The organism is Acinetobacter sp. NEB149 (assembly GCF_012516415.1).
In the GTDB taxonomy this organism is placed as follows: Bacteria; Pseudomonadota; Gammaproteobacteria; order Pseudomonadales; family Moraxellaceae; genus Acinetobacter; species Acinetobacter lwoffii_V.
Genome location: NZ_CP051208.1, coordinates 457,983 through 477,003, shown reverse-complemented (window position 1 = coordinate 477,003; position 19,021 = coordinate 457,983). Strand labels below are relative to the sequence as shown.

At 43.0% G+C, this 19,021-nt stretch carries 14 protein-coding genes and 1 pseudogene; 6 read left to right on the top strand and 9 right to left on the bottom strand.

Translation table 11 applies throughout. From position 1 onward, the window contains the following. Nucleotides 1-139: 139 nt before the first annotated feature. Nucleotides 140-532 (bottom strand): annotated as a pseudogene (locus HGD77_RS02205) (transposase family protein); the annotation flags it as partial. A 37-nt stretch (nucleotides 533-569) separates the two neighbouring features. Next, entirely contained in the window at nucleotides 570-893 is a 324-nt protein-coding gene (locus HGD77_RS02200; protein WP_032031561.1) for an IS5 family transposase, read from the bottom strand. A 330-nt stretch (nucleotides 894-1,223) separates the two neighbouring features. Here HGD77_RS02200 and hcaR point away from each other — a divergent pair, with 330 nt between their 5' ends. Then, on the top strand, nucleotides 1,224-2,132 hold the full coding sequence (hcaR, locus tag HGD77_RS02195; RefSeq protein WP_138742823.1) for a DNA-binding transcriptional regulator HcaR: 909 nt from the start codon (nucleotides 1,224-1,226) through the stop codon (nucleotides 2,130-2,132). A 382-nt stretch (nucleotides 2,133-2,514) separates the two neighbouring features. Here the strand turns inward: hcaR and HGD77_RS02190 are convergent, their stop codons facing one another. Continuing rightward, nucleotides 2,515-3,375, bottom strand: a complete 861-nt coding sequence (locus tag HGD77_RS02190; RefSeq protein WP_004278523.1) for an alpha/beta fold hydrolase — start codon at nucleotides 3,373-3,375, stop codon at nucleotides 2,515-2,517. Nucleotides 3,376-3,661: 286 nt separating this feature from the next. Next, complete coding sequence (locus HGD77_RS02185; RefSeq protein ID WP_138742822.1) at nucleotides 3,662-4,930, bottom strand: OprD family outer membrane porin; 1,269 nt, start codon at nucleotides 4,928-4,930, stop codon at nucleotides 3,662-3,664. A 364-nt stretch (nucleotides 4,931-5,294) separates the two neighbouring features. Between HGD77_RS02185 and HGD77_RS02180 the strand changes: the two genes are divergently transcribed. Both HGD77_RS02180 and HGD77_RS02175 read left to right on the top strand, forming a co-directional pair. Next, nucleotides 5,295-5,750, top strand: coding sequence for a helix-turn-helix domain-containing protein (locus tag HGD77_RS02180; RefSeq protein ID WP_004730277.1), 456 nt, complete (start codon nucleotides 5,295-5,297; stop codon nucleotides 5,748-5,750). After that, the gene (locus HGD77_RS02175; protein WP_108675453.1) at nucleotides 5,740-6,306 is read left to right on the top strand and encodes an IS630 family transposase; all 567 of its coding nucleotides are present in this window, start codon (nucleotides 5,740-5,742) and stop codon (nucleotides 6,304-6,306) included. The genes HGD77_RS02180 and HGD77_RS02175 overlap by 11 nt, the downstream gene beginning before the upstream one ends. A 133-nt stretch (nucleotides 6,307-6,439) precedes the next feature. On the opposite strand, the gene dmpG is transcribed toward HGD77_RS02175, so the two are convergent. Genes dmpG through HGD77_RS02160 form a run of 3 tightly spaced genes read right to left on the bottom strand, consistent with a single transcriptional unit; the run spans nucleotide 6,440 to nucleotide 9,190 of the window. Further along, the gene (gene dmpG, locus HGD77_RS02170) at nucleotides 6,440-7,459 is read right to left on the bottom strand and encodes a 4-hydroxy-2-oxovalerate aldolase (RefSeq protein ID WP_005107995.1); all 1,020 of its coding nucleotides are present in this window, start codon (nucleotides 7,457-7,459) and stop codon (nucleotides 6,440-6,442) included. 12 nt (nucleotides 7,460-7,471) lie between these two features. Then, the gene (locus HGD77_RS02165; protein ID WP_138742544.1) at nucleotides 7,472-8,368 is read right to left on the bottom strand and encodes an acetaldehyde dehydrogenase (acetylating); all 897 of its coding nucleotides are present in this window, start codon (nucleotides 8,366-8,368) and stop codon (nucleotides 7,472-7,474) included. A 24-nt stretch (nucleotides 8,369-8,392) separates the two neighbouring features. Continuing rightward, nucleotides 8,393-9,190 (bottom strand): 2-keto-4-pentenoate hydratase, encoded by a 798-nt coding sequence (locus HGD77_RS02160; protein ID WP_138742543.1) that lies wholly within the window; start codon nucleotides 9,188-9,190, stop codon nucleotides 8,393-8,395. A 559-nt stretch (nucleotides 9,191-9,749) separates the two neighbouring features. Here HGD77_RS02160 and HGD77_RS02155 point away from each other — a divergent pair. Continuing rightward, nucleotides 9,750-10,718, top strand: a complete 969-nt coding sequence (locus HGD77_RS02155; RefSeq protein ID WP_228761473.1) for an IS30 family transposase — start codon at nucleotides 9,750-9,752, stop codon at nucleotides 10,716-10,718. Here HGD77_RS02155 and HGD77_RS02150 read toward each other — a convergent pair. Continuing rightward, the gene (locus HGD77_RS02150; RefSeq protein WP_004729402.1) at nucleotides 10,709-11,356 is read right to left on the bottom strand and encodes an HAD-IA family hydrolase; all 648 of its coding nucleotides are present in this window, start codon (nucleotides 11,354-11,356) and stop codon (nucleotides 10,709-10,711) included. The genes HGD77_RS02155 and HGD77_RS02150 overlap by 10 nt on opposite strands. A gap of 427 nt (nucleotides 11,357-11,783) precedes the next feature. Further along, nucleotides 11,784-12,740, bottom strand: coding sequence for an RluA family pseudouridine synthase (locus HGD77_RS02145; protein ID WP_004278531.1), 957 nt, complete (start codon nucleotides 12,738-12,740; stop codon nucleotides 11,784-11,786). Nucleotides 12,741-13,506: 766 nt separating this feature from the next. Here HGD77_RS02145 and HGD77_RS02140 point away from each other — a divergent pair. Next, on the top strand, nucleotides 13,507-16,995 hold the full coding sequence (locus HGD77_RS02140) for an Rne/Rng family ribonuclease (RefSeq protein WP_004729400.1): 3,489 nt from the start codon (nucleotides 13,507-13,509) through the stop codon (nucleotides 16,993-16,995). Nucleotides 16,996-17,168: 173 nt separating this feature from the next. Then, nucleotides 17,169-19,010, top strand: a complete 1,842-nt coding sequence (locus HGD77_RS02135) for a long-chain-acyl-CoA synthetase (RefSeq protein WP_004729398.1) — start codon at nucleotides 17,169-17,171, stop codon at nucleotides 19,008-19,010. The last annotated feature ends 11 nt before the right edge of the window (nucleotides 19,011-19,021 follow it).

Sequence of the window (19,021 nt, the reverse complement as noted above, 5' to 3'; positions counted from 1 at the left end):
CCTGTGACCTATCTTTGGCACAAAGTAATAGACTCAACTTTTCAACGATGATGGATTTGACAGCGTTTTTCGGGAAATATTTTTTTTGTTTCAATTAAGAGCTTAAAACAATAGACTTCCTTCATAAATCATTTTTCAATCAATTTAATTGTTTATCTTTCACCCAATCTAAATTGTATATGCCAGCAAGTAAATTAAACCGCAGGTTTAATCTTTTACGACGATTTCTATATACACAAGATAAAATCTTAAAACATTTCATCCTTCCAAATACATGCTCTACTTGAATTCGTCTACGACCAATCTCTGTATTTAACTTTTTTAATTCAGAATCTAATTTTTCAGTTTTCTTTGCTTTAGATGGCATGAGGCATCCAAAACCCAATTTTTTTATCCCTAAATACCCCTTATCAACGATAAAAAAGGGCTTAAATTTTAATTTCCTCATACTTTTTTTAAATATTTTAAAATCATGCATGCTTCCATGACTTCCACATACACTCAGTATTTCACCTGTTGTATAGTGCATAGATAGCTGAAATTTAAAGGTATGTCGCTTTTTTTTACCGCTATACCATTTCTTCTGTTTTTTTTGGACGTTGAACTAATATTTCAGTTGCATCAATCACAACAACTTCCCAATCCACTTCATCTCGATTAGGAAGTTGTTTTGGCAAGTTAAATTTTCCAGAACGGATTAAGGTATCTTCAATAACACGTGTGATACGAATTGCACTCGTTTCAGATACACCGTAACTCATACCAAGATGGAAAAATGTTCGATATTCTCTCCAATATTCTATACATAAGAGCAAACGATCTTCCAACGGTAATTTATGCGGTCGTCCTTTACCAATATGACGAGGTAAATGCTTATTTAGCTCGGCCAACATGAGGTTAAATGTAGCCCAACTAACACCGGTAAGCCTACGAAACTTAACGTTTGATAATTTTTGAATATCTTTGAATTTCATCCAAGGATTATCTCTTGAATTAAATAATTTTGCTGATTAATTTAAGATCAAATAAATTGTACGTTTTTTGATTTATGACGGAAGTCTAATTATTAAGCACGTGAATTTTTATATTAGAACATCTATTAATTCCGCCAGAGCATTTAGTTTATGAATGGGAAAATAATCTTCACGACATAGTTGTTTATAGATTATACTTTGAGGAAATTATAGTAAGACATTTTTTGGATTACTCTTTGGGTTGATGACATGGAATTACGACACCTTCGCTACTTTATCACCGTTGCTGAAGAGCTCAATTTTAGTAAGGCAGCACTTAAACTTTATACGGCTCAACCCTCACTTAGCCAGCAAATCAAAGACCTGGAAGAAGATGTCGGGGTAAAGCTACTCAACCGGACCAAACGTAAAGTAGAGCTGACCGAAGAAGGCGCCGTATTCCTGGAACAGGCCCGTCTCACCCTGGCACAGGCGGACAAAGCCGTTGCCATGGCACGTCAGGTGTCACAGGCCAAACAGCAAATGCTCCGCATCGGTTTTGTACCGGTGGCCGAGATGAAAATCTTCCCGTATATCTTGCCAAATCTACGTGTACAGAACCCGGATTTAAAAATTGAACTGCTCAGCCTGAACAACAATGAGCAGATGCGTTTGTTAAAAAAAGGCGATCTGGATCTGACATTTACCCGTCATAATTTCAATAGTGATGAAATTGAAAGCCAGTTCGTGATTCGTGAACCGCTGATTTTTCTCCTGCCTAAAGATCACCCCTTAGCAAAATACGAAAGAATTCCTGTTAAAGCATTGAATGGTATTGATTTTATTATTCCATCAGCAGAGCAGTCCTTGACCCTGAACCAGGCTATTCTGGACTTTGCCAAAGCCAACGGCATTGAAATCAATATCGTGCAAAAGGCCGATAATATTTTATTTAATATCAACTCGATCGGAATGGGCCTAGGCTGTACCATTTTGCCTGGCTATATTGCACCACTGACCATGGACAATACCGTGATTCGTCCGCTAGACGTAGAGTTGCCCTATTTAGACCTGTATGTCAGCTACCATAAAAACAACAAATCCTATGCCGTCAGCAAATTTCTTGAACTTTTGACCCGTGTGTTCTATCTGGATATTAACCGTAGTGAACAAAATTAATCCCATTTCTTCCTCTCATTAAGCCTATGCCATTCAACTTTTGACAGGCATGTGCTTTTTTTTGTTTTATTATTTTATGCTTAAGAATTCAATTTTAATTTAATTTTTTGATAAAGGATCTATTTCTAGCATTTAAATTTGTCACTTGACCTCGACCAAAATTGTGTATTTTTAGCTCTAAATGTGCTGCATTTACCACTTAAGTCTAATAAAGTTTCATTCGGATTTTTCTCAGTTTAAATAGCTCAAACCTATAAAAATTATTAGATTTTTAGATTTATCCAAATAAATGAGAATCAAACTCACTTAAGCACCCTGCCTTAAATATTTCCGATATAAAAAAGGATGACCGAAGCCATCCTTTTTTAAAACTACATTCAGCTTATTTTACGCCGTGTACAGCCAGGTAGTTTTTGATCACAGTGTTGAATTCGTCTGCTTTTTCAACTTGAGACCAGTGACCGCATTGGCTGAAGATATGTGCATCAGCATTTGGTACGATGTTCAGGATGTCCCAAGTACGAGAAACCGGAATCACCACGTCTTGCGTACCATGAATCAGCAATACAGGCACAGTAATGTCTTTCATTTTTTCGAAATCTAATGGGAACTCGAAACGGTCACGGTCACGTGCGCCAACCACATCCATTAAACGATTTGATGCATAGTCATTTGCAGCAGAAGCAAAACGTACTTTTACCAGTTCATCTGTAATCAGGTCTTTGTTCACGACAAACATAGAAAGGGTTTTCTTGATCCCTTCTTCTGTAAGAACTGGGTTTGCATGAGCTTTGAGTGCAGCAGTCTGTTTTGCACCGCCCGTACCCATAGACACGATACCCAAAATGCGATCTGGATAATCCAGTGCCATCTGGAATGCTAACCAGCCACCCAGAGAGTTGCCGACCAACCAGGTTTTTTCGATACCCAAAGCGTCTAGCGTACGGATCGCATGATCTACCCAGGCACGGATACCATATTCAGTACCCGGTGCAACTACAGTCTGGCCATAACCAATGGTATCAATCGCGATACAACGCGCCTGCTCACCAATTTGTGGCAGGTTTAACCACCAGTTTGCCGCAGCCGATACACCCGTACCTGAACCGTGTAAAAATAGAATAGGCGTACCTTCACCAATTTCGTGGTAATGGGTCAACTCGCCTTCAGCGGTTTCAATCCATTTATCTTCTAAGCCAAAGAATGGATCTGTTTGATAGTCAGGGATTTGAACAGTGCTCATATTGCTTCCTCTTACAGTCTTTCGCTTGCGTGTCCCTCTATTTTCAAGAATTCGACGTCAAGTTGACTCATTAAAATGACTTGTGTACACCCTTATATTAACCGCTCAGCCGCAGCAAACTGATACAAAATTACGATTGCACCCTACAAAATAGATATAATTTAAGTATTTGTTTTATATATCAATTTAAAATAAAACCCTACTCAATCTAAGCCTTTAATGCAACAATGGAACGCTTAAACCAAAAAGCAGCCAGAAGACTGACTGCTTTTAAAATATACGGGTATTAGAATTTATGGGTATAAGTGGTGGCGACACGGTATTCTTGCAGGTCTGGTTTTGCTGGATTGGCAAAATTCACATCAATATACATCGCCTGTACACCCAAACCTTTTAATTTACCTTCTGGCACAGTGTAGTTCACGATAGCATTCACTTCATCCGTATTGAAGTTCTGGCCTTGATACGCCCTAGTACCTTTCTGATTATGACCTTTGAAATATACGGCTGTTGCATTTAAGCCTTTTGCACCCATTTCAGAGAAGTCATAGCCATAAGAAACACTCCATGATTTTTCTTCTGGCGCGGTAAAAGTCGCTACCCCCCAGTTCGCCAGATAAGGCTGTGGCACCCAGCCACCCAATGTCGGGAATGCGCTATCACCAAACATTTGCTGGTAACCTACACCTACGCTATGTGCACCATGATTCACTTTTGCAGCTACAGATAATGCCTGGTTATCGATCTCACCATACAGCTTGTCACCTGACTCCGAGTTATCGAAGTAACGAATATGGCTATCTAATTTGGTTTTTTCACCGAGCGTAGTTTTGTAATTGACACCCAGATAATGCTGTTGGTAAATGTCTTGAACATCGGCATACCAGTAGCTCGCACCTACTTCTTTAGTAAGCTGGTGGTCTATGCCTGCAATCCACATGCCATCAGCTTCAGCACCCGTATCATAGAAACTTGGTGGAGCAAATTTAGTTAAGTCGCGGAACTGGTTGTCATAACGGTTATTAATGCCATCAATATACGCAAGAGTTAACTTGGTATCTTTAAGGTCTTTAGACTCTAACCAGGCACCACTATACGTCGTCAATAACTGACGCGATGGATCGAATACCAAGACTGGAGATACCGGCAATAACTCGCCGACTTTCAGTTCAGTTTGTGACACTTTGGCTTTTAAGGTCGCACCAACTTTACCAAAATTATCTTTTTGCCCTTTGCCTGGTCCTTCATGCGGTAAAACCCAGTCAGGATTATTATCACGACCATTCAAACGGAACGCATGCTGAATAAGAAGATCTGCACCGACCTGCACACCACCACCGATATCGTGATAACCGGACTTGGCATCCAGAGTCACGCCTTGTGACCAAGAACCCCAGTTACGTGATGAGTAGTTATCTTGATACTGACGGTCTAGATAAAAGTTTTTAAATTTGAGTTGAACATTGCTGTCGTCAATAAAGTCTGCATTCGTTGCAGTTGTCCCTAAAGTTGCTGTCGCAGCAAGCATTGCAATCCGTAAATTGTGACGACGCATGATGAGTTCCCGATTCAGCTGATAAAATCCATGCCGCCATCATGCGCAAGTCGGTTTAAATAAAAAATCCGACCACAGTATTAAACTTTTGCTCTTTTAGCTCTGCATATTCCAAGCCCAGATTTAAGCGCTCAATCTCTTAGATTTTAAACCGATTAATGAAAATAAAAATTTGACCAGATATTTAATTCAAATTTCTGTTTCCTTTATTAATAAGCGCATTTTTTTTAAAAACTTTAAGATAATATTTTTTATTTATCGTTTTTATGTTTAAGGAAAAAATTAAACTAAAATAATCTTCACATAAGTTGACAAAAATAACTAATGATGCGAAAAGGTTTTTTTAGTTAACAGATGTTCACACATGCCTAGAATTGTTTCTGTACCACTTAGTTTAGAACAGCGAGAACGACTCATTTTTCTGGTCAAGCATGCAAAACATTGGCGTGAAAGGCAACGTGCCCAAACTATTCTCTGGCTTTCCGAAGGTAAAAGTGTTGCGGAAGTTGCCACTCTACAAGAACGTATCCCAGAAACCATAAGGCTACAACGCCGACGTTGGGAATTGTATGAGCTTGAATCGATTAAAGAAGGTCATCGCTCAGGTCGACCCAATACATTGATCTCAGACTATCAGGCGAAAATCCTAGATTGGGTCAATACAAGTCCACTCAATGCAGAACAAATCCGAGTCAAACTACATGAAGAATACGAAGTGTCCGTGTCTGTTGAAACCATTCGTAAGTTTTTACGTGATTCAGGTATGGTCTTCAAGCGTACCCGTCATAGCTTGAAAAAAAAGAGATCCGATTGCATTTGAACAAGCAACACAGCAGATTGAAGAATTACGAGAGCAAGCGGCACGTGGTGAAATTATATTAGGTTATGTTGATGAAACAGGATTTTCATCTACACCTGATAACCGCTATGCGTGGACAAAGATAGGTGATGTTCATGCGGTTGATGCAATAAGATTAAAACGAGTTAATGTCATGGGGTGTTTGCTTTCAACGGGGAAACTGGTGACAAGCTGTTTACAAGAGTCAGTGACAAGTACTTGGTTTTATGCCTATTTAACTGGAATAGCTCAACAAGTAAAACAGACATATAACCTTCCATTGGTTCTTATTGTTGATAATGCCTCGATTCATAGAAGTAAAAAGATGGCTGATTACAGAGAGCTACTTAAAACTAACTTTTCGACGAATCTGTATTTTATTCCAGCTTATAGCCCTGAGTTAAATCGAATCGAGATGGTATGGAAGCAGATGAAATATTATTGGCGAGATTTTCAAGTCATGACAGCTGACAAAATAGAGCAATGGGTGGAGAAAGTATCAAACCAATTCGGAAAAGAATACATGTTTACTTTTTAATGGATACTTAGCACTATAACTAAAATATCTGAGATCAGAGTTTTAATATATTATTAAATCTACTTCATAATAAAAAAGCATCCAAATCGGATGCTTTTTTATTAGCCTTATTTTAATACCACGGCATTAAAAATTAAGCTTGTAACTCACGAGCTTTAGACATGGTTAATGCCAGGTCTTCAATCATGTCTTCCTGACCACCTACCGTACCACGGCGACCAAGTTCCATCAGGATTTCACGTGCAGATACGCCATATTTCGCTTCAGCGCGTTTAGCAAACAACAGGAATGAAGAGTAAACACCCGCATAACCTAAAGTAGCCGCATCACGGTCTGCACGAATTGGGTTGTGCATCATTGGAATCACTAGATCTTCAGCAACATCTTGTACTTTGAACAAGTCAACGCCAGTGTCCATACCCATACGGTTTGCCACAGCGATAAACAGTTCAAGTGGCGTATTACCTGCGCCAGCACCCAAACCTGCAGATGCCAAGTCAACACGTACTGCACCTGCTTGAACAGCAGCAACAGTATTCGATACACCCATACCTAAGTTGTGGTGACCGTGGAAACCAAGCTCAATGCTTGGGTCCAAGTGTTGACGTAAGTGACCTACGCGATCAATAACGTCTTGAGGAAGCATATAACCTGCTGAATCTGTCACATAGATACAGTTTGCACCGTAAGACACCATCTTGTTTGCTTCTTCAAGCAATTTTTCAGGTGTTGCCATGTGCGCAAGCATCAAGAAGCCCACAGTGTCCATGTCTAGTTTACGTGCAGCGGTGATGTGCTGTTCAGAACAATCCGCTTCAGTACAATGCGTCGCCACACGAATGGTAGACACACCAATTTCATGTGCCATTTTCAAATGGTCAACCGTACCGATACCAGGTAGAAGCAATGCAGAAATTTTTGCATTTTTCATACGTGGCACGACAGCAGACAGGTATTCTTCATCCGTTGCAGCAGCAAAACCGTAGTTCACTGATGAACCGCCCAGGCCGTCACCGTGCGTTACTTCAATTAAAGGTACGCCAGCATCATCAAGTGCTGTTGAAATTGCAATCATTTGCTCAACAGTCGTTTGATGGCGCTGCGGGTGCATACCATCACGCAAAGTCATATCATGAACAATAATCTTAGACATTTTGGTATTCCTTTAAGCTTCAGCGATGTTGAACACGTGTTCTGCGAACATTTCTGCAGTACGTGCAGCTGCTGCAGTCATAATATCCAGGTTGCCTGCGTATTTCGGCAGGAAGTCACCCAGACCTTCAACTTCCAAGTAAACTGATACACGGTTGCCATCAAATACAGGACCATTTACAAGCTTGTAACCTGGTACGTATTTTTGAACTTCCTTGATCATGGCATGTACAGATTCAGTGATCGCTGCCTGATCCGGCTCACCTTCTACTAGACAGTGAACAGTATCACGCATCATTAGAGGTGGCTCAGCCGGGTTAATGATGATGATCGCTTTACCTTGTTTCGCGCCGCCGACTTTCTCAATGGCACCTGCAGTAGTACGTGTGAATTCATCAATGTTTTTACGCGTTCCCGGACCAACCGACTTAGTCGATACAGTTGCAATGATTTCGCCGTATTCAACAGGTTGAACGCGAGAAACCGCAGCCACCATCGGAATCGTTGCCTGACCGCCACATGTCACCATGTTCACGTTTGGTACTTCGCCCGCTTGTAGTAATGCTTCAAGGTTGACTGGTGGTACACAAAATGGACCAATCGCAGCAGGCGTTAAGTCGATCATCAACACGCCAAGTTCATTCAGCTTGCGGCTGTTTTCAGCATGGACATAGGCAGAAGTTGCGTCGAATGCAATTTTGATGTCATCAGCAATCACATGAGGAAGAAGACCATCAACGCCTTCAGCTGTGGTTTTTAAACCCATTTTCGCAGCACGCGCCAAACCTTCAGAAGTCGGGTCAATCCCCACCATCCAAACAGGCTCTAACCATTCGCTGCGTTGTAATTTATAAAGCAAATCAGTACCAATATTCCCTGGACCGATCATTGCACATTTAATCTTTTTCATGAATGTACTCTCTTGGAATCTTGATTATTCAGCAGCGAATGCAGCGGTTACTGAACCGAAGCCTTCAATTTCAACTTTGAATTCATCACCTGGTTGCGCCACAACCATTGGACCTAAAGCACCCGTCAAGATGATGTCACCTGCCAACAATGGACGACCACGGCGTACCATTTCATCAGCCAGCCAAACAGCAGCATTCAATGGGTTGGCCAGACATGCTTTACCCACGCCTTGAGAAACGACTTCCTCACCGCGCGTCATCACCATCTTGCAGTTCACCAGATCAAGATTTTCTAATTTAACCGGCTGAGAACCTAAGACAAATGCAGCAGAAGATGCGTTATCCGCCACAGTATCAATCAGGCTGATTTTCCAGTTTTCGATACGGCTATCGACCACTTCAATTGCAGGCAATGCATAATCAGTTGCGCTGATAATGTCTGCATAGGTGTGTTTTTCTTTGGTTAAATCCTGGTTAATCACCAATGCGATTTCCGCTTCAACTTTCGGCTGAATCAGAAGGCCGGCTGGAATTGCTTCACCATCGCCATAGGCCATGTCGGCAAATAACATACCGAAATCCGGCTGATCTACACCTAGTTGCGCTTGAACGACTTTAGACGTCAAACCAATTTTACGACCCACCAGACGGCGACCTTCAGACAAAGTACGCTCGGTATTCACTTCCTGAACGGCATAGGCGATATCTACGTCAGCACTTTCACCGCCAAGTTCCGGGCGAATCGGTGCGATCGCAGTTTGTGATAATTCAGCGCTACGAAGTGCTTGTGCAACTGATTCAATAACAGCAGAATTCGACATCAATGTTTCCTTAAACTGCAAAAATTAGGCTTATGCCGGGATCTAAGAGGGACAGAAAGTATGCAAAGGATCAGGCTGATCATCCGCATGGAATGTCTTTCTCAGAGCGAGCATAGGAATAAACAGTTTTAGGATGGGAAAAATCCGGCGTTTGTGCCAATAGTTATTTTATTTTTTGCTATAGCTATTATCTATAAGAATAATTTATAAAAAACGAAATAAAACAAAATCTTATTATTTAAAATACATCGTTATTTAGCAAAATAACTGCCATAATATGATCGAATAAAATCAGTACAATTACGACTTTAGACTAAAAGATAAGAACCAGCGCTTAAATCTGCAGCATTCCCCAGCCAATTCAAACCGGGGAAACACATTTCTTGCACTGCAACCAAGATACTGGATTAAACTGCTTGTTTCCATTGGACTTTAGCCAACAATGCACGGCAGAGTAAAACTTGAAGTGCGACATAAACCACCTAATTAATTTAAAGGGTTTATGGAGTATATAAAATTGTCATACCATCATCTTAACTTTGAAGATCGTACTGCATTAATGCTTGAGTCAAGAAAAGAAGGCTTTTCACCCAGAAAATTTGCTGAACTTATTAAAAGACATCCTAGTACGATCTATCGTGAACTTAAAAGAAATAGCATCAATGACGTTTATCAAGCTCGATATGCTTCTGATAACACCTTCGCTAGACGTAGACGTGGTCACAGAAAACTCAAAATCGACTCAATCCTCTGGAGATTTATTGTTGAAGCGATCCGTTGTTTATGGTCTCCTCAGCAAATATCGAAGCGTTTAAAGACATTTCCTGATTTGGATCAAACAATGAATGTAAGCCATACAACGATTTACTCAACTATACGAGCATTACCAAAGGGTGAGTTGAAAAAAGACTTATTATCCTGTCTGCGTCATGAAAATAAAAAGCGAAAAGCTAACGGTGAACCTAAAAAAGATTCTATATTACAGGATATTAAAACTATTCATGAGCGCCCAGCTGAAGTTCAAGAAAGAAAAATACCGGGTCATTGGGAGGCCGATTTAATTAAAGGTAAAGACAATAAAAGTTCGATAGCAACACTTATTGAACGAAATACACGGCTCTGTATCTTGGCAACATTACCTGATGCAAAGGCAGAATCAGTGCGCAAGGCTTTAACTGAAGCTCTGAAATATTTACCTGCAGAACTGCGTAAAACGTTGACCTATGACCGTGGACGTGAGATGTCAGAACATAAAATACTCGAAGAAGATTTAGGCATAGATGTATATTTCTGTGACCCACATTCACCATGGCAAAAAGGCACATGCGAAAATATGAATGGTTTAATTAGGCAATATTTACCTAAAGGGATTGATTTAAATCAGGCAGATCAGCATTATTTAAATCAAGTTGCCATGTCACTGAATACTCGTCCTAGAAAAGCGTTAGATTGGCTTACACCATTAGAGAAGTTTGCTCAGCTTGTTGATTATCATAAGGCTTTTGAAACTGTCGCACCTCATGTTTGAATTCGCCCACTATGCAAAGCAGCCACATCATCCACGATACAGACTGGATTAAATTGAGCCAAAAGTTCAGGCGCATGTACGCCATAACTTACCCCAACACTTGGCATGGCAATATTTTGCGCCATTTCCAGATCATAAGACGTATCACCGACCATAATCGCATGTTCAGCCTGCACACCGGTTTCTGCCAGAATTTCTTCTAACATTAATGGATGAGGTTTGGAACGGGTTTCGCTGGCTGCGCGCGTGGTCACAAATAGCTCCTCACTGTTCGTCTGTTTCAATACACGATCCAGACCTTTACGACTTTTCCCTGTAGCGACAGCCAGTTTCACGCCTTGCTGCTGTAAATCCGCGAGCATGTGCGCTACGCCTTCAAACCAGGAATCTCCTGATGAGTTGGCAACATAGTGATCTGAATAGGCCTGTAAAATATCGCTATGTAATTCTGGCACGGTTGGGAAAAGTTGCTGTGCAACTTCAGGTAAACCTAGTCCAATAATACTTTTCGCATCTGCATCCGTTAAAGGCTGCTGAAATAGCTGTGCGGCAAACTGCAAACTCGCTACGATTTGACCAACTGAGTCAAATAAAGTGCCATCCCAATCGAAAATGACCAATTTTAAAGGTGAGTTCATAAAAGGTTTCCTAGATTTTATTCGGTGTTTGACAAAACTTTGAGAGACTAGTGTTCTTCACCTCACCCCAACCCTCTCCTAAAAGGAGAGAGAGATCCAATACTGAATAACTGACAGTCAAATTTATATGATGACACTTGATAGAATCAAAACTATTCAAAAAGATCTGAGACAGATTCCCACTTCTAATTAGGAGAGAGAAAACATTTTTTCTTCGTACATAATGCTTCTAAACATTAAAATACTAGCTTCACGTAATCTGAGCAAATGACAGAAGATTTTACGTGATGTCCCCCCTCTCCTTTTTAAAGGAAAGGGCTAATGCCTAAAATCTTCCCTAGCCCCTCTTTAAGAAAGAGGGGAATTCCCTCCTTTTTCAAAGGAGGGTGAGGGTGGATTGAATTTATTAAAACAAAAAAATAATTCCTTACTGAGCAGCCGGTTTATCCGCCTTCTGCGCTCTTAACTGCGCCACCAGACTCTGCATATCTTCTGGCAATGGTGCTTCAATTGCTGGATAGCCCGGAATGTCCAGACGCATTGCATGTAAACACAAACGGCGTGGTTTTGGCCCACGATATTCTGTTTCATGACCATACTTTTCATCGCCTACTAACGGATGACCAATACTCAAACCATGAACACGAATCTGATGGGTACGACCAGAAAGCGGAGATGCATACACCAGTGTGGCATGCATAAAACGTTCCTGCACATTCCACTGGGTTTTAGACTCTTTACCTTCTTTCGGGGACACGCAGACACGACGTTCACCATTGGCCAGCTCGTAACGATGTAAAGGTGCATCAATCAGCTGTTTATCCAGACTGACCTGCCCTTTTACTACAGCGGCATAGGTTTTTTTGATTTTATGTTCACGCAACATATCTTGTAATGTTTTCAAAACGCTACGCTTTTTGGAAATCATCACCAGACCGGAAGTATCACGGTCAATCCGGTGAATCAGTTCCAGATACTTTTTACCGGTTGCGGCACGCAAGCCCTCAATCAGGCCATAGGCCACACCGCTACCACCATGCACAGCAATCCCGGAAGGTTTATTCACGACCATCAAACCTTCATCTTCATAAATCACACGGGCCAATAAGCCTTGTGCCACTTTGTCAGAAACAGGTGCAGCAGATTCATCTTTTTGTTCATAGCGAATCGGCGCAACGCGAATCTGGTCACCGATTGCGAGTTTGGTTTCTGCTTTAATGCGTTTTTTATTAACGCGAACCTGGCCTTCACGAATCAGACGATAGATACGGCTTTTTGGCACACCTTTCAGACGACTAAACAGGAAATTATCGATGCGTTGTCCATCTTGATGTTCATCCACTTCAAACCAAGTGACGTTTTGCCATTGTTGCGTAGAATTCATACAGTTACTATGACCCAAAAAATACTAAAATTGATTAAAAACTGATCACTTAGATTATGCTTTACACAAGAAACATAAGCTTAGCCCATAGGCAGATGATGCAAGGTTTGATATAGTCAGCTCACGGAAACCATCGTTTGTGAGTAAAAGTTGAATCATTTCAGATTTTTCTGAACTTGATTGTTCAATTAAAGACTCACATGATACGGGAAGGTCCCCAAAGAATTATGCCACGCCGAAGGCTTATTATATCGGCAAACAAAGCAAACTGTTGCGTTTAATTGTACCTCAGGTACATAAATCAGTTTGTCTTAAAAAATATGTCGCCAACTTTGTTGGTTTTTAAACGTAAACTGATACACATCAGATTAGTCGCAACCTGAAGACGACTTCAGGCTACAGCGTTGATGCATTGGATCTGCACAGTTTGTAAAGATACGACGACAATTCCGTATCAAGACACTTTCTATAAAGAAGGGATGATCTTCGAGCAATGTGACAGTGAAAGTTACACACATCCAATGCACCGCTCGTCCGCCAGTGAAGCGTTCAGGTGACTTTAATCCGTTTAAAGATTGAAGCCGTATTGCCATCATCAATACGTGAATCAAAAACCGAAGCCCATCTATATTAAATAGAGCTCGGTCATAAAAGACTCAAACCACAATGAAATTCATTGCAGATTTGAGCCATTGATCCGTGATGTGTGATGTTCGCTACGTGTATAGCGATTTTTTGCTGTGTATCACTATAAGGTGTTACACCCATGAAACGTATGTTGATTAATGCAACACATGCCGAAGAAATTCGCGTTGCACTTGTCACTGGTCAGCGTCTTTACGATTTTGATTTAGAAAATCGTACCCGTGAACAAAAAAAATCCAATATCTACAAAGGTCACGTGACTCGCGTTGAACCTTCTTTAGAAGCTGTATTCGTTGAATACGGTGCAGGTCGCCAAGGCTTCCTGTCAATGCGTGAAATCGCAAATTCATATTACAAAGCCGACCCTCGCCAAACTTCAAATATCCGTGAACTGATCACTGAAGGCACCGAACTTCTGGTTCAGGTGGAAAAAGAAGAGCGTGGCAATAAAGGCGCTGCCCTGTCTACTTTTATCTCACTTGCTGGCCGTTATTTGGTCTTGATGCCAAACAACCCTAAAGGTGGTGGTATCAGCCGTCAGATTTCTGGTTCAGTGCGTGAAGAACTGAAAGAAATGCTGGCAACACTGAACGTGCCACGTGGTATGAGTGTGATTGTGCGTACTGCCGGGATCGGTCGTTCACAAGAAGAACTGCAACTCGACTTGCAACACTTGCTCGACCTTTGGGCACAAATCCAGAAAACAGCAAGTTCTGGCCCTTCTCCAATGTTGGTGCATCAGGAAGCGGGCGTGGTAACACGTGCCATTCGTGATTACTTACGTGATGACGTTGCAGAAATCCTGATTGACTCTGAACAAGCTTATAACGAAGCCTATAACTTCGTAAAAGCAGTGATGCCACTTCAATTAGACAAATTAAAAACTTATACCTTAAATGAGCCTCTATTCGCTCACTTCGGTATCGAAAGCCAGATCCAAACGGCTTATGAACGTGAGGTGAAACTTCCTTCTGGTGGTTCGATCGTGATTGACCAGACTGAAGCTTTGGTGTCAATTGACATTAACTCAGCAAAATCAACCCGCGGTAGCGACGTTGAAGACACTGCGTTGAACACCAATATTGAAGCAGCAGAAGAAATCGCGCGTCAACTGCGTTTACGCGATATCGGCGGTCTGGTGGTGATCGACTTTATCGACATGACCAAAGATCGTAACCAGCGCATGGTTGAAGCGAAACTTCGTGAAGCCACTCAAAGTGACCGTGCCCGTATCCAATTCGGTCAATTATCACGTTTTGGTTTAATGGAAATGAGCCGTCAACGTCTGCGTCCTTCTCTGGAAGAAGCGACTGGCTACGTTTGCCCACGCTGCCATGGTACCGGTATGGTACGTGATCTTCGTTCTTTATCCCTTTCGATTATGCGTAAAGTGGAAGAGATTGCCCTGCGTGAACGTCATGGTGAAGTTCAAGTCGAAGTTCCAGTCGAAATCGCAGCTTTCTTATTGAATGAAAAGCGTCATACCCTGGTATATTTGGAACAGACGTCAAATGTGCGTGTTACTGTGTTGCCGCATCCGCATCTGGAAACACCGCATTATGAAATTACCTATAATGCCGAAGGCTTTGCACCAACCAGCTATGAACGTACTGAAGCAACTCGTTCAAGTGAAAAAGAGCTGGGTTATGAGTCGTCTGAATGGCATTTAGAAGAAGAACAACATACGCATGCTGCTGCGCCAGCGCCTGCCCCACAGCAAAATAACGGCAGAAACAATAAACGCCGTAATAATCAGCAAAATCCAAATGTACAGCAAGCACCTGTTGTTCAACCGGCTCCTGTCCAAGCGCAAGTTGCTGCACCTGCAACCAGCCCATGTGCATGGTTAGAAAACCTGTTTGTACAAAAGCAAGCTACGACTGTTGATCAATCGCGTACCGCCAACAATGCAGCAGCAGCGATTGAACAAATGATCAATGGCGGTGCGGTGAGCCGTGGTCAGTTCGGTCAATTGTCTGCACCGGTGGCACAACCTGCTCCACAGCAAGTGTCTCAACCTGCTGCTCCGGCAAGCAGCAATGCTTACCTGGCACCATCGACTGTAGCGCAAAAACAGGAACGTGATGCTGAAAAACCGGCAGAGCGTGATGAAAGAGCGCCGCGTCATAACAACAAAAAACCACGCAATCCGAAGCACAAAGAACCGCGTGAGCAGGTTCAGTCTGAAGCTTCCGCTCCTCAGCAACATCAGGTGCATGAAGAAGTGGTTCAGGTATCTCGTCAAGAACAACGTCATGAAGCACGTGAAAACAAGCGTAATTCTCGCCGTCAGCATCACAACGAACCATCTCAGCAAAATGATGTTCAAAACAATGAGCAACAGCCACAACAGGCAATGCCACGTCGTGACCGCCGTAACCAGCCACGTCAGGAACGTCCAAATCGTCACCGCGATCCAAGCGTGCTGAATGAGCAGGCTCAACAAGCAGCACCTGCAGTCGTTGAAGCTCCAACAGTCAACGACAAGCAGCTTCGTGTTGAATTGGTCGATGCACCCCGTCAAGACGTGATGCCAACAGCCATGGTCGTGAATATTGACCAGGCGAAAAGCGAAATCGTGGCATTGAATGACAATGCTACAGTTGCAACGCCAGCGGTTGAAGTGACTGCACCTGCAGATGCGCCAGTTGAAGAAGCCGCTGCTGAAAATGTAGTGGAAGCTGCACTGACAACCCCTGTTGAAGAAGTTGTACCAGCTGAAGAATCAAGCGCTGAAAAACCACGTGCCAGTAACGATCCGCGTCAGCGTCGTCGTCAGCAGCGTGAAGGACAGCCTCAACAGGCTACAGTTCAGAAGTTGACTCCTTCACAAGTACCAACTTTGGGTCAGTTCACTATTGGTAGCCTGATTCGCCATGTTTATGGTGAAGACTGCTCCGTACTGATTGAACAGTTTGGTTTATTGCCAACCTTCAACCGTGCTCTAGAGAAGTTCACAAAAGAGTACAACGCGAGTCTGGTGGCTGCAGCAACGCCTGCCGCAGAGAAAAAACCGGTCACCCGTGATGTTCAAGTGACCGTGGCCAAGGTTGAAGCAGAGCCTGCTCCAGTGCTGGACCTGACTCCACCAAAACCGGTGTCGGACAAACGTGTCGCAAACGATCCACGTGAGCGTCGCCGTCTGGCTAAACAGGCTGCAGAACAGGCCCTGCAACAAGCCAAGCAACAGGCTAAAGTAGAAGCAGCTCCGGCTCCGGCAGTTGAAACTGCGCCAGAAGCACCTGCAGCAGCAGAAGCGCAAGCAGAGTCAGCTGAAGCAGCAGCAACTGAAACTCCAGTAGCCACTGAAATCGCTATTGAAGAAACCGTAAATGCTCAGCCAGCTGAACAAGCGACTGAAACTACGGCACCAGTAGATACAGCTCCTGCAGAAGAGGCTCCAGTGACTGAAGCTCAACCTGAAGATGCTGCGCCAGTTGAAGCAAATGCTGAATCAGAAGCTCCTGTTACAGAAGCCCAGGATCAGGCCGAAGTAACAACAGAAGACACTGAAGCCAGCGAAGCTGAAAAAGCAGAGAAACAAGCTGCCCGTCCACGTCGTCCACGTGGTCGTCCACCGAAAAAAGCCAATACTGCAACTGAATCATAATTTGCTCAATTGCAGTCATCTAAAAAAACCTAGTCATTTCGGTGACTAGGTTTTTTTTGCTAGATTTAGTCAGAATAGGTTGATTGCACTAGTGTTTTAACGCTAAAAGATGGATAGCTCGTCTACTGTATATAAATTGAACGTATCGGATACGAAAAATAAATAGGATTCTCATGACCCAAATGAAACCACACGATCTGATTGGGATTGCAGATGTCGCTGCCAAAATCCCGGCTTTCTTGACCAAAGTGCCCAATTTGCTCACTGGTCTAAGACAGGCATATTTACGTACTCCGAACACACCGGCCGGCCTGGGTCTGGCTTTTGAAAAAGCCACCAAGCGTAACCCGGAAGGCATTGCCTTGCGTTTTGAAGAGCAAAGCTATAGCTATGCTGCTCTCAATGCCTGGGCCAACCAGATTGCCCATTTCTATCTATCCTTGGGTGCCAAGAAAGGTGATGTCGTTGCCGTCATGGTCGAGAACCGTCCTGAACTGATTGCCAGTGTAATTGGTCTGGCCAAACTGGGTGTGACCACCGCTCTGGTCAATACCTCTCAAGTCGGCAAGGTGCTGACGCACAGTATCAATCTGGTCAAACCGATTGCCCTGATTGTCGGCGAAGAGTGCCGTCATGCAGTTAACGAGATTCGTAATGACCTGAATATTAGCAGTGACCGCCTGCACTGGTTTGCAGATCAAAACACTCAAGCCGATCCGGGTCAGGCGCCTGAAGGCTTTATCAACCTGGCTGAAAAAACCGATCTTGCTCCCAAATTCAATCCATCAACTACTCATTCGGTACAGGGCAAAGACGGGCTGTTCTATATTTACACCTCGGGCACCACGGGTCTACCTAAAGCGGTGATCTTTACCAATGGTCGCTGGACGCTGGCTTATGGCACCTATGGGCATGTGCTGAATCTCAATAAAGATGATGTGATGTACTGTACCCTCCCGCTTTATCATGCCACAGGCATGGTGGTGTGCTGGTGCGGTGTCATTGCAGGGAGCAGCACCCTGGCTATTCGCCGTAAATTTTCGACCTCTTCTTTCTGGAAGGATGTGCAAAAATTTGATGCCTCTGCGATTGGTTATGTCGGTGAGCTGTGCCGCTATTTGATGGATGCTCCCCCATCTGAACTGGAAAAAGGCCACCGCGTGACCAAGATGATTGGTAACGGGATGCGCCCGAATATCTGGGATAAATTTAAATCCCGTTTTGGCATTCAGGAAGTACTGGAACTGTATGCCTCCAGTGAAGGCAATGTCGGCTTTAGCAATATTTTCAATTTTGACAATACTGTTGGTTTCTCACCCACACCGTATGCGATTATTGCCTTTGATAAAGATAAAAATGAGCCGGTGCGGGATACTAAAGGCCGTTGCAAACGAGTGAAAAAAGGCGAAACCGGTTTACTGATTGGTAAAATCACCCGCCGTTCACCTTTTGATGGTTATACCGACCCGGAAAAAAACAAGTCAGTCATTATGCACGACGTATTTACCCAAGGTGATGCTTACTTCAATACCGGAGATCTGGTGCGCAATATCGGCTTCCGTCATGCCCAGTTTGTTGATCGTTTAGGCGATACTTTCCGCTGGAAAGGTGAAAATGTTTCCACCACTGAAGTGGAAAACATGCTGACTGAGTACGACAAAATCGTTGAAGCGGTGGTGTATGGCGTAGAAATCCCCAATACCAATGGCCGTGCCGGCATGGCCGCGATTACCCTGCAACCCGATGTAAAATTGAAGGACACCGATTTAGCCACCATGGTCGCTTACTTTAAAAAATGCCTGCCAGCTTATGCAGTACCGGTATTTTTGAGTATACAACAGCAAGTTGAAACTACAGGCACCTTTAAATACCAGAAAAACAAGTTGAAAGAGCAAGCATTTGATCCGAGTAAAACTGATGAGCGCCTGCTGGTATTATTGCCGGGTGCAACGGCATATTCCGAACTTACGCCCGAGATTTTTGCCAATATCCAGGCCTATCAATATCGCTTCTAAGTACTGAAGTT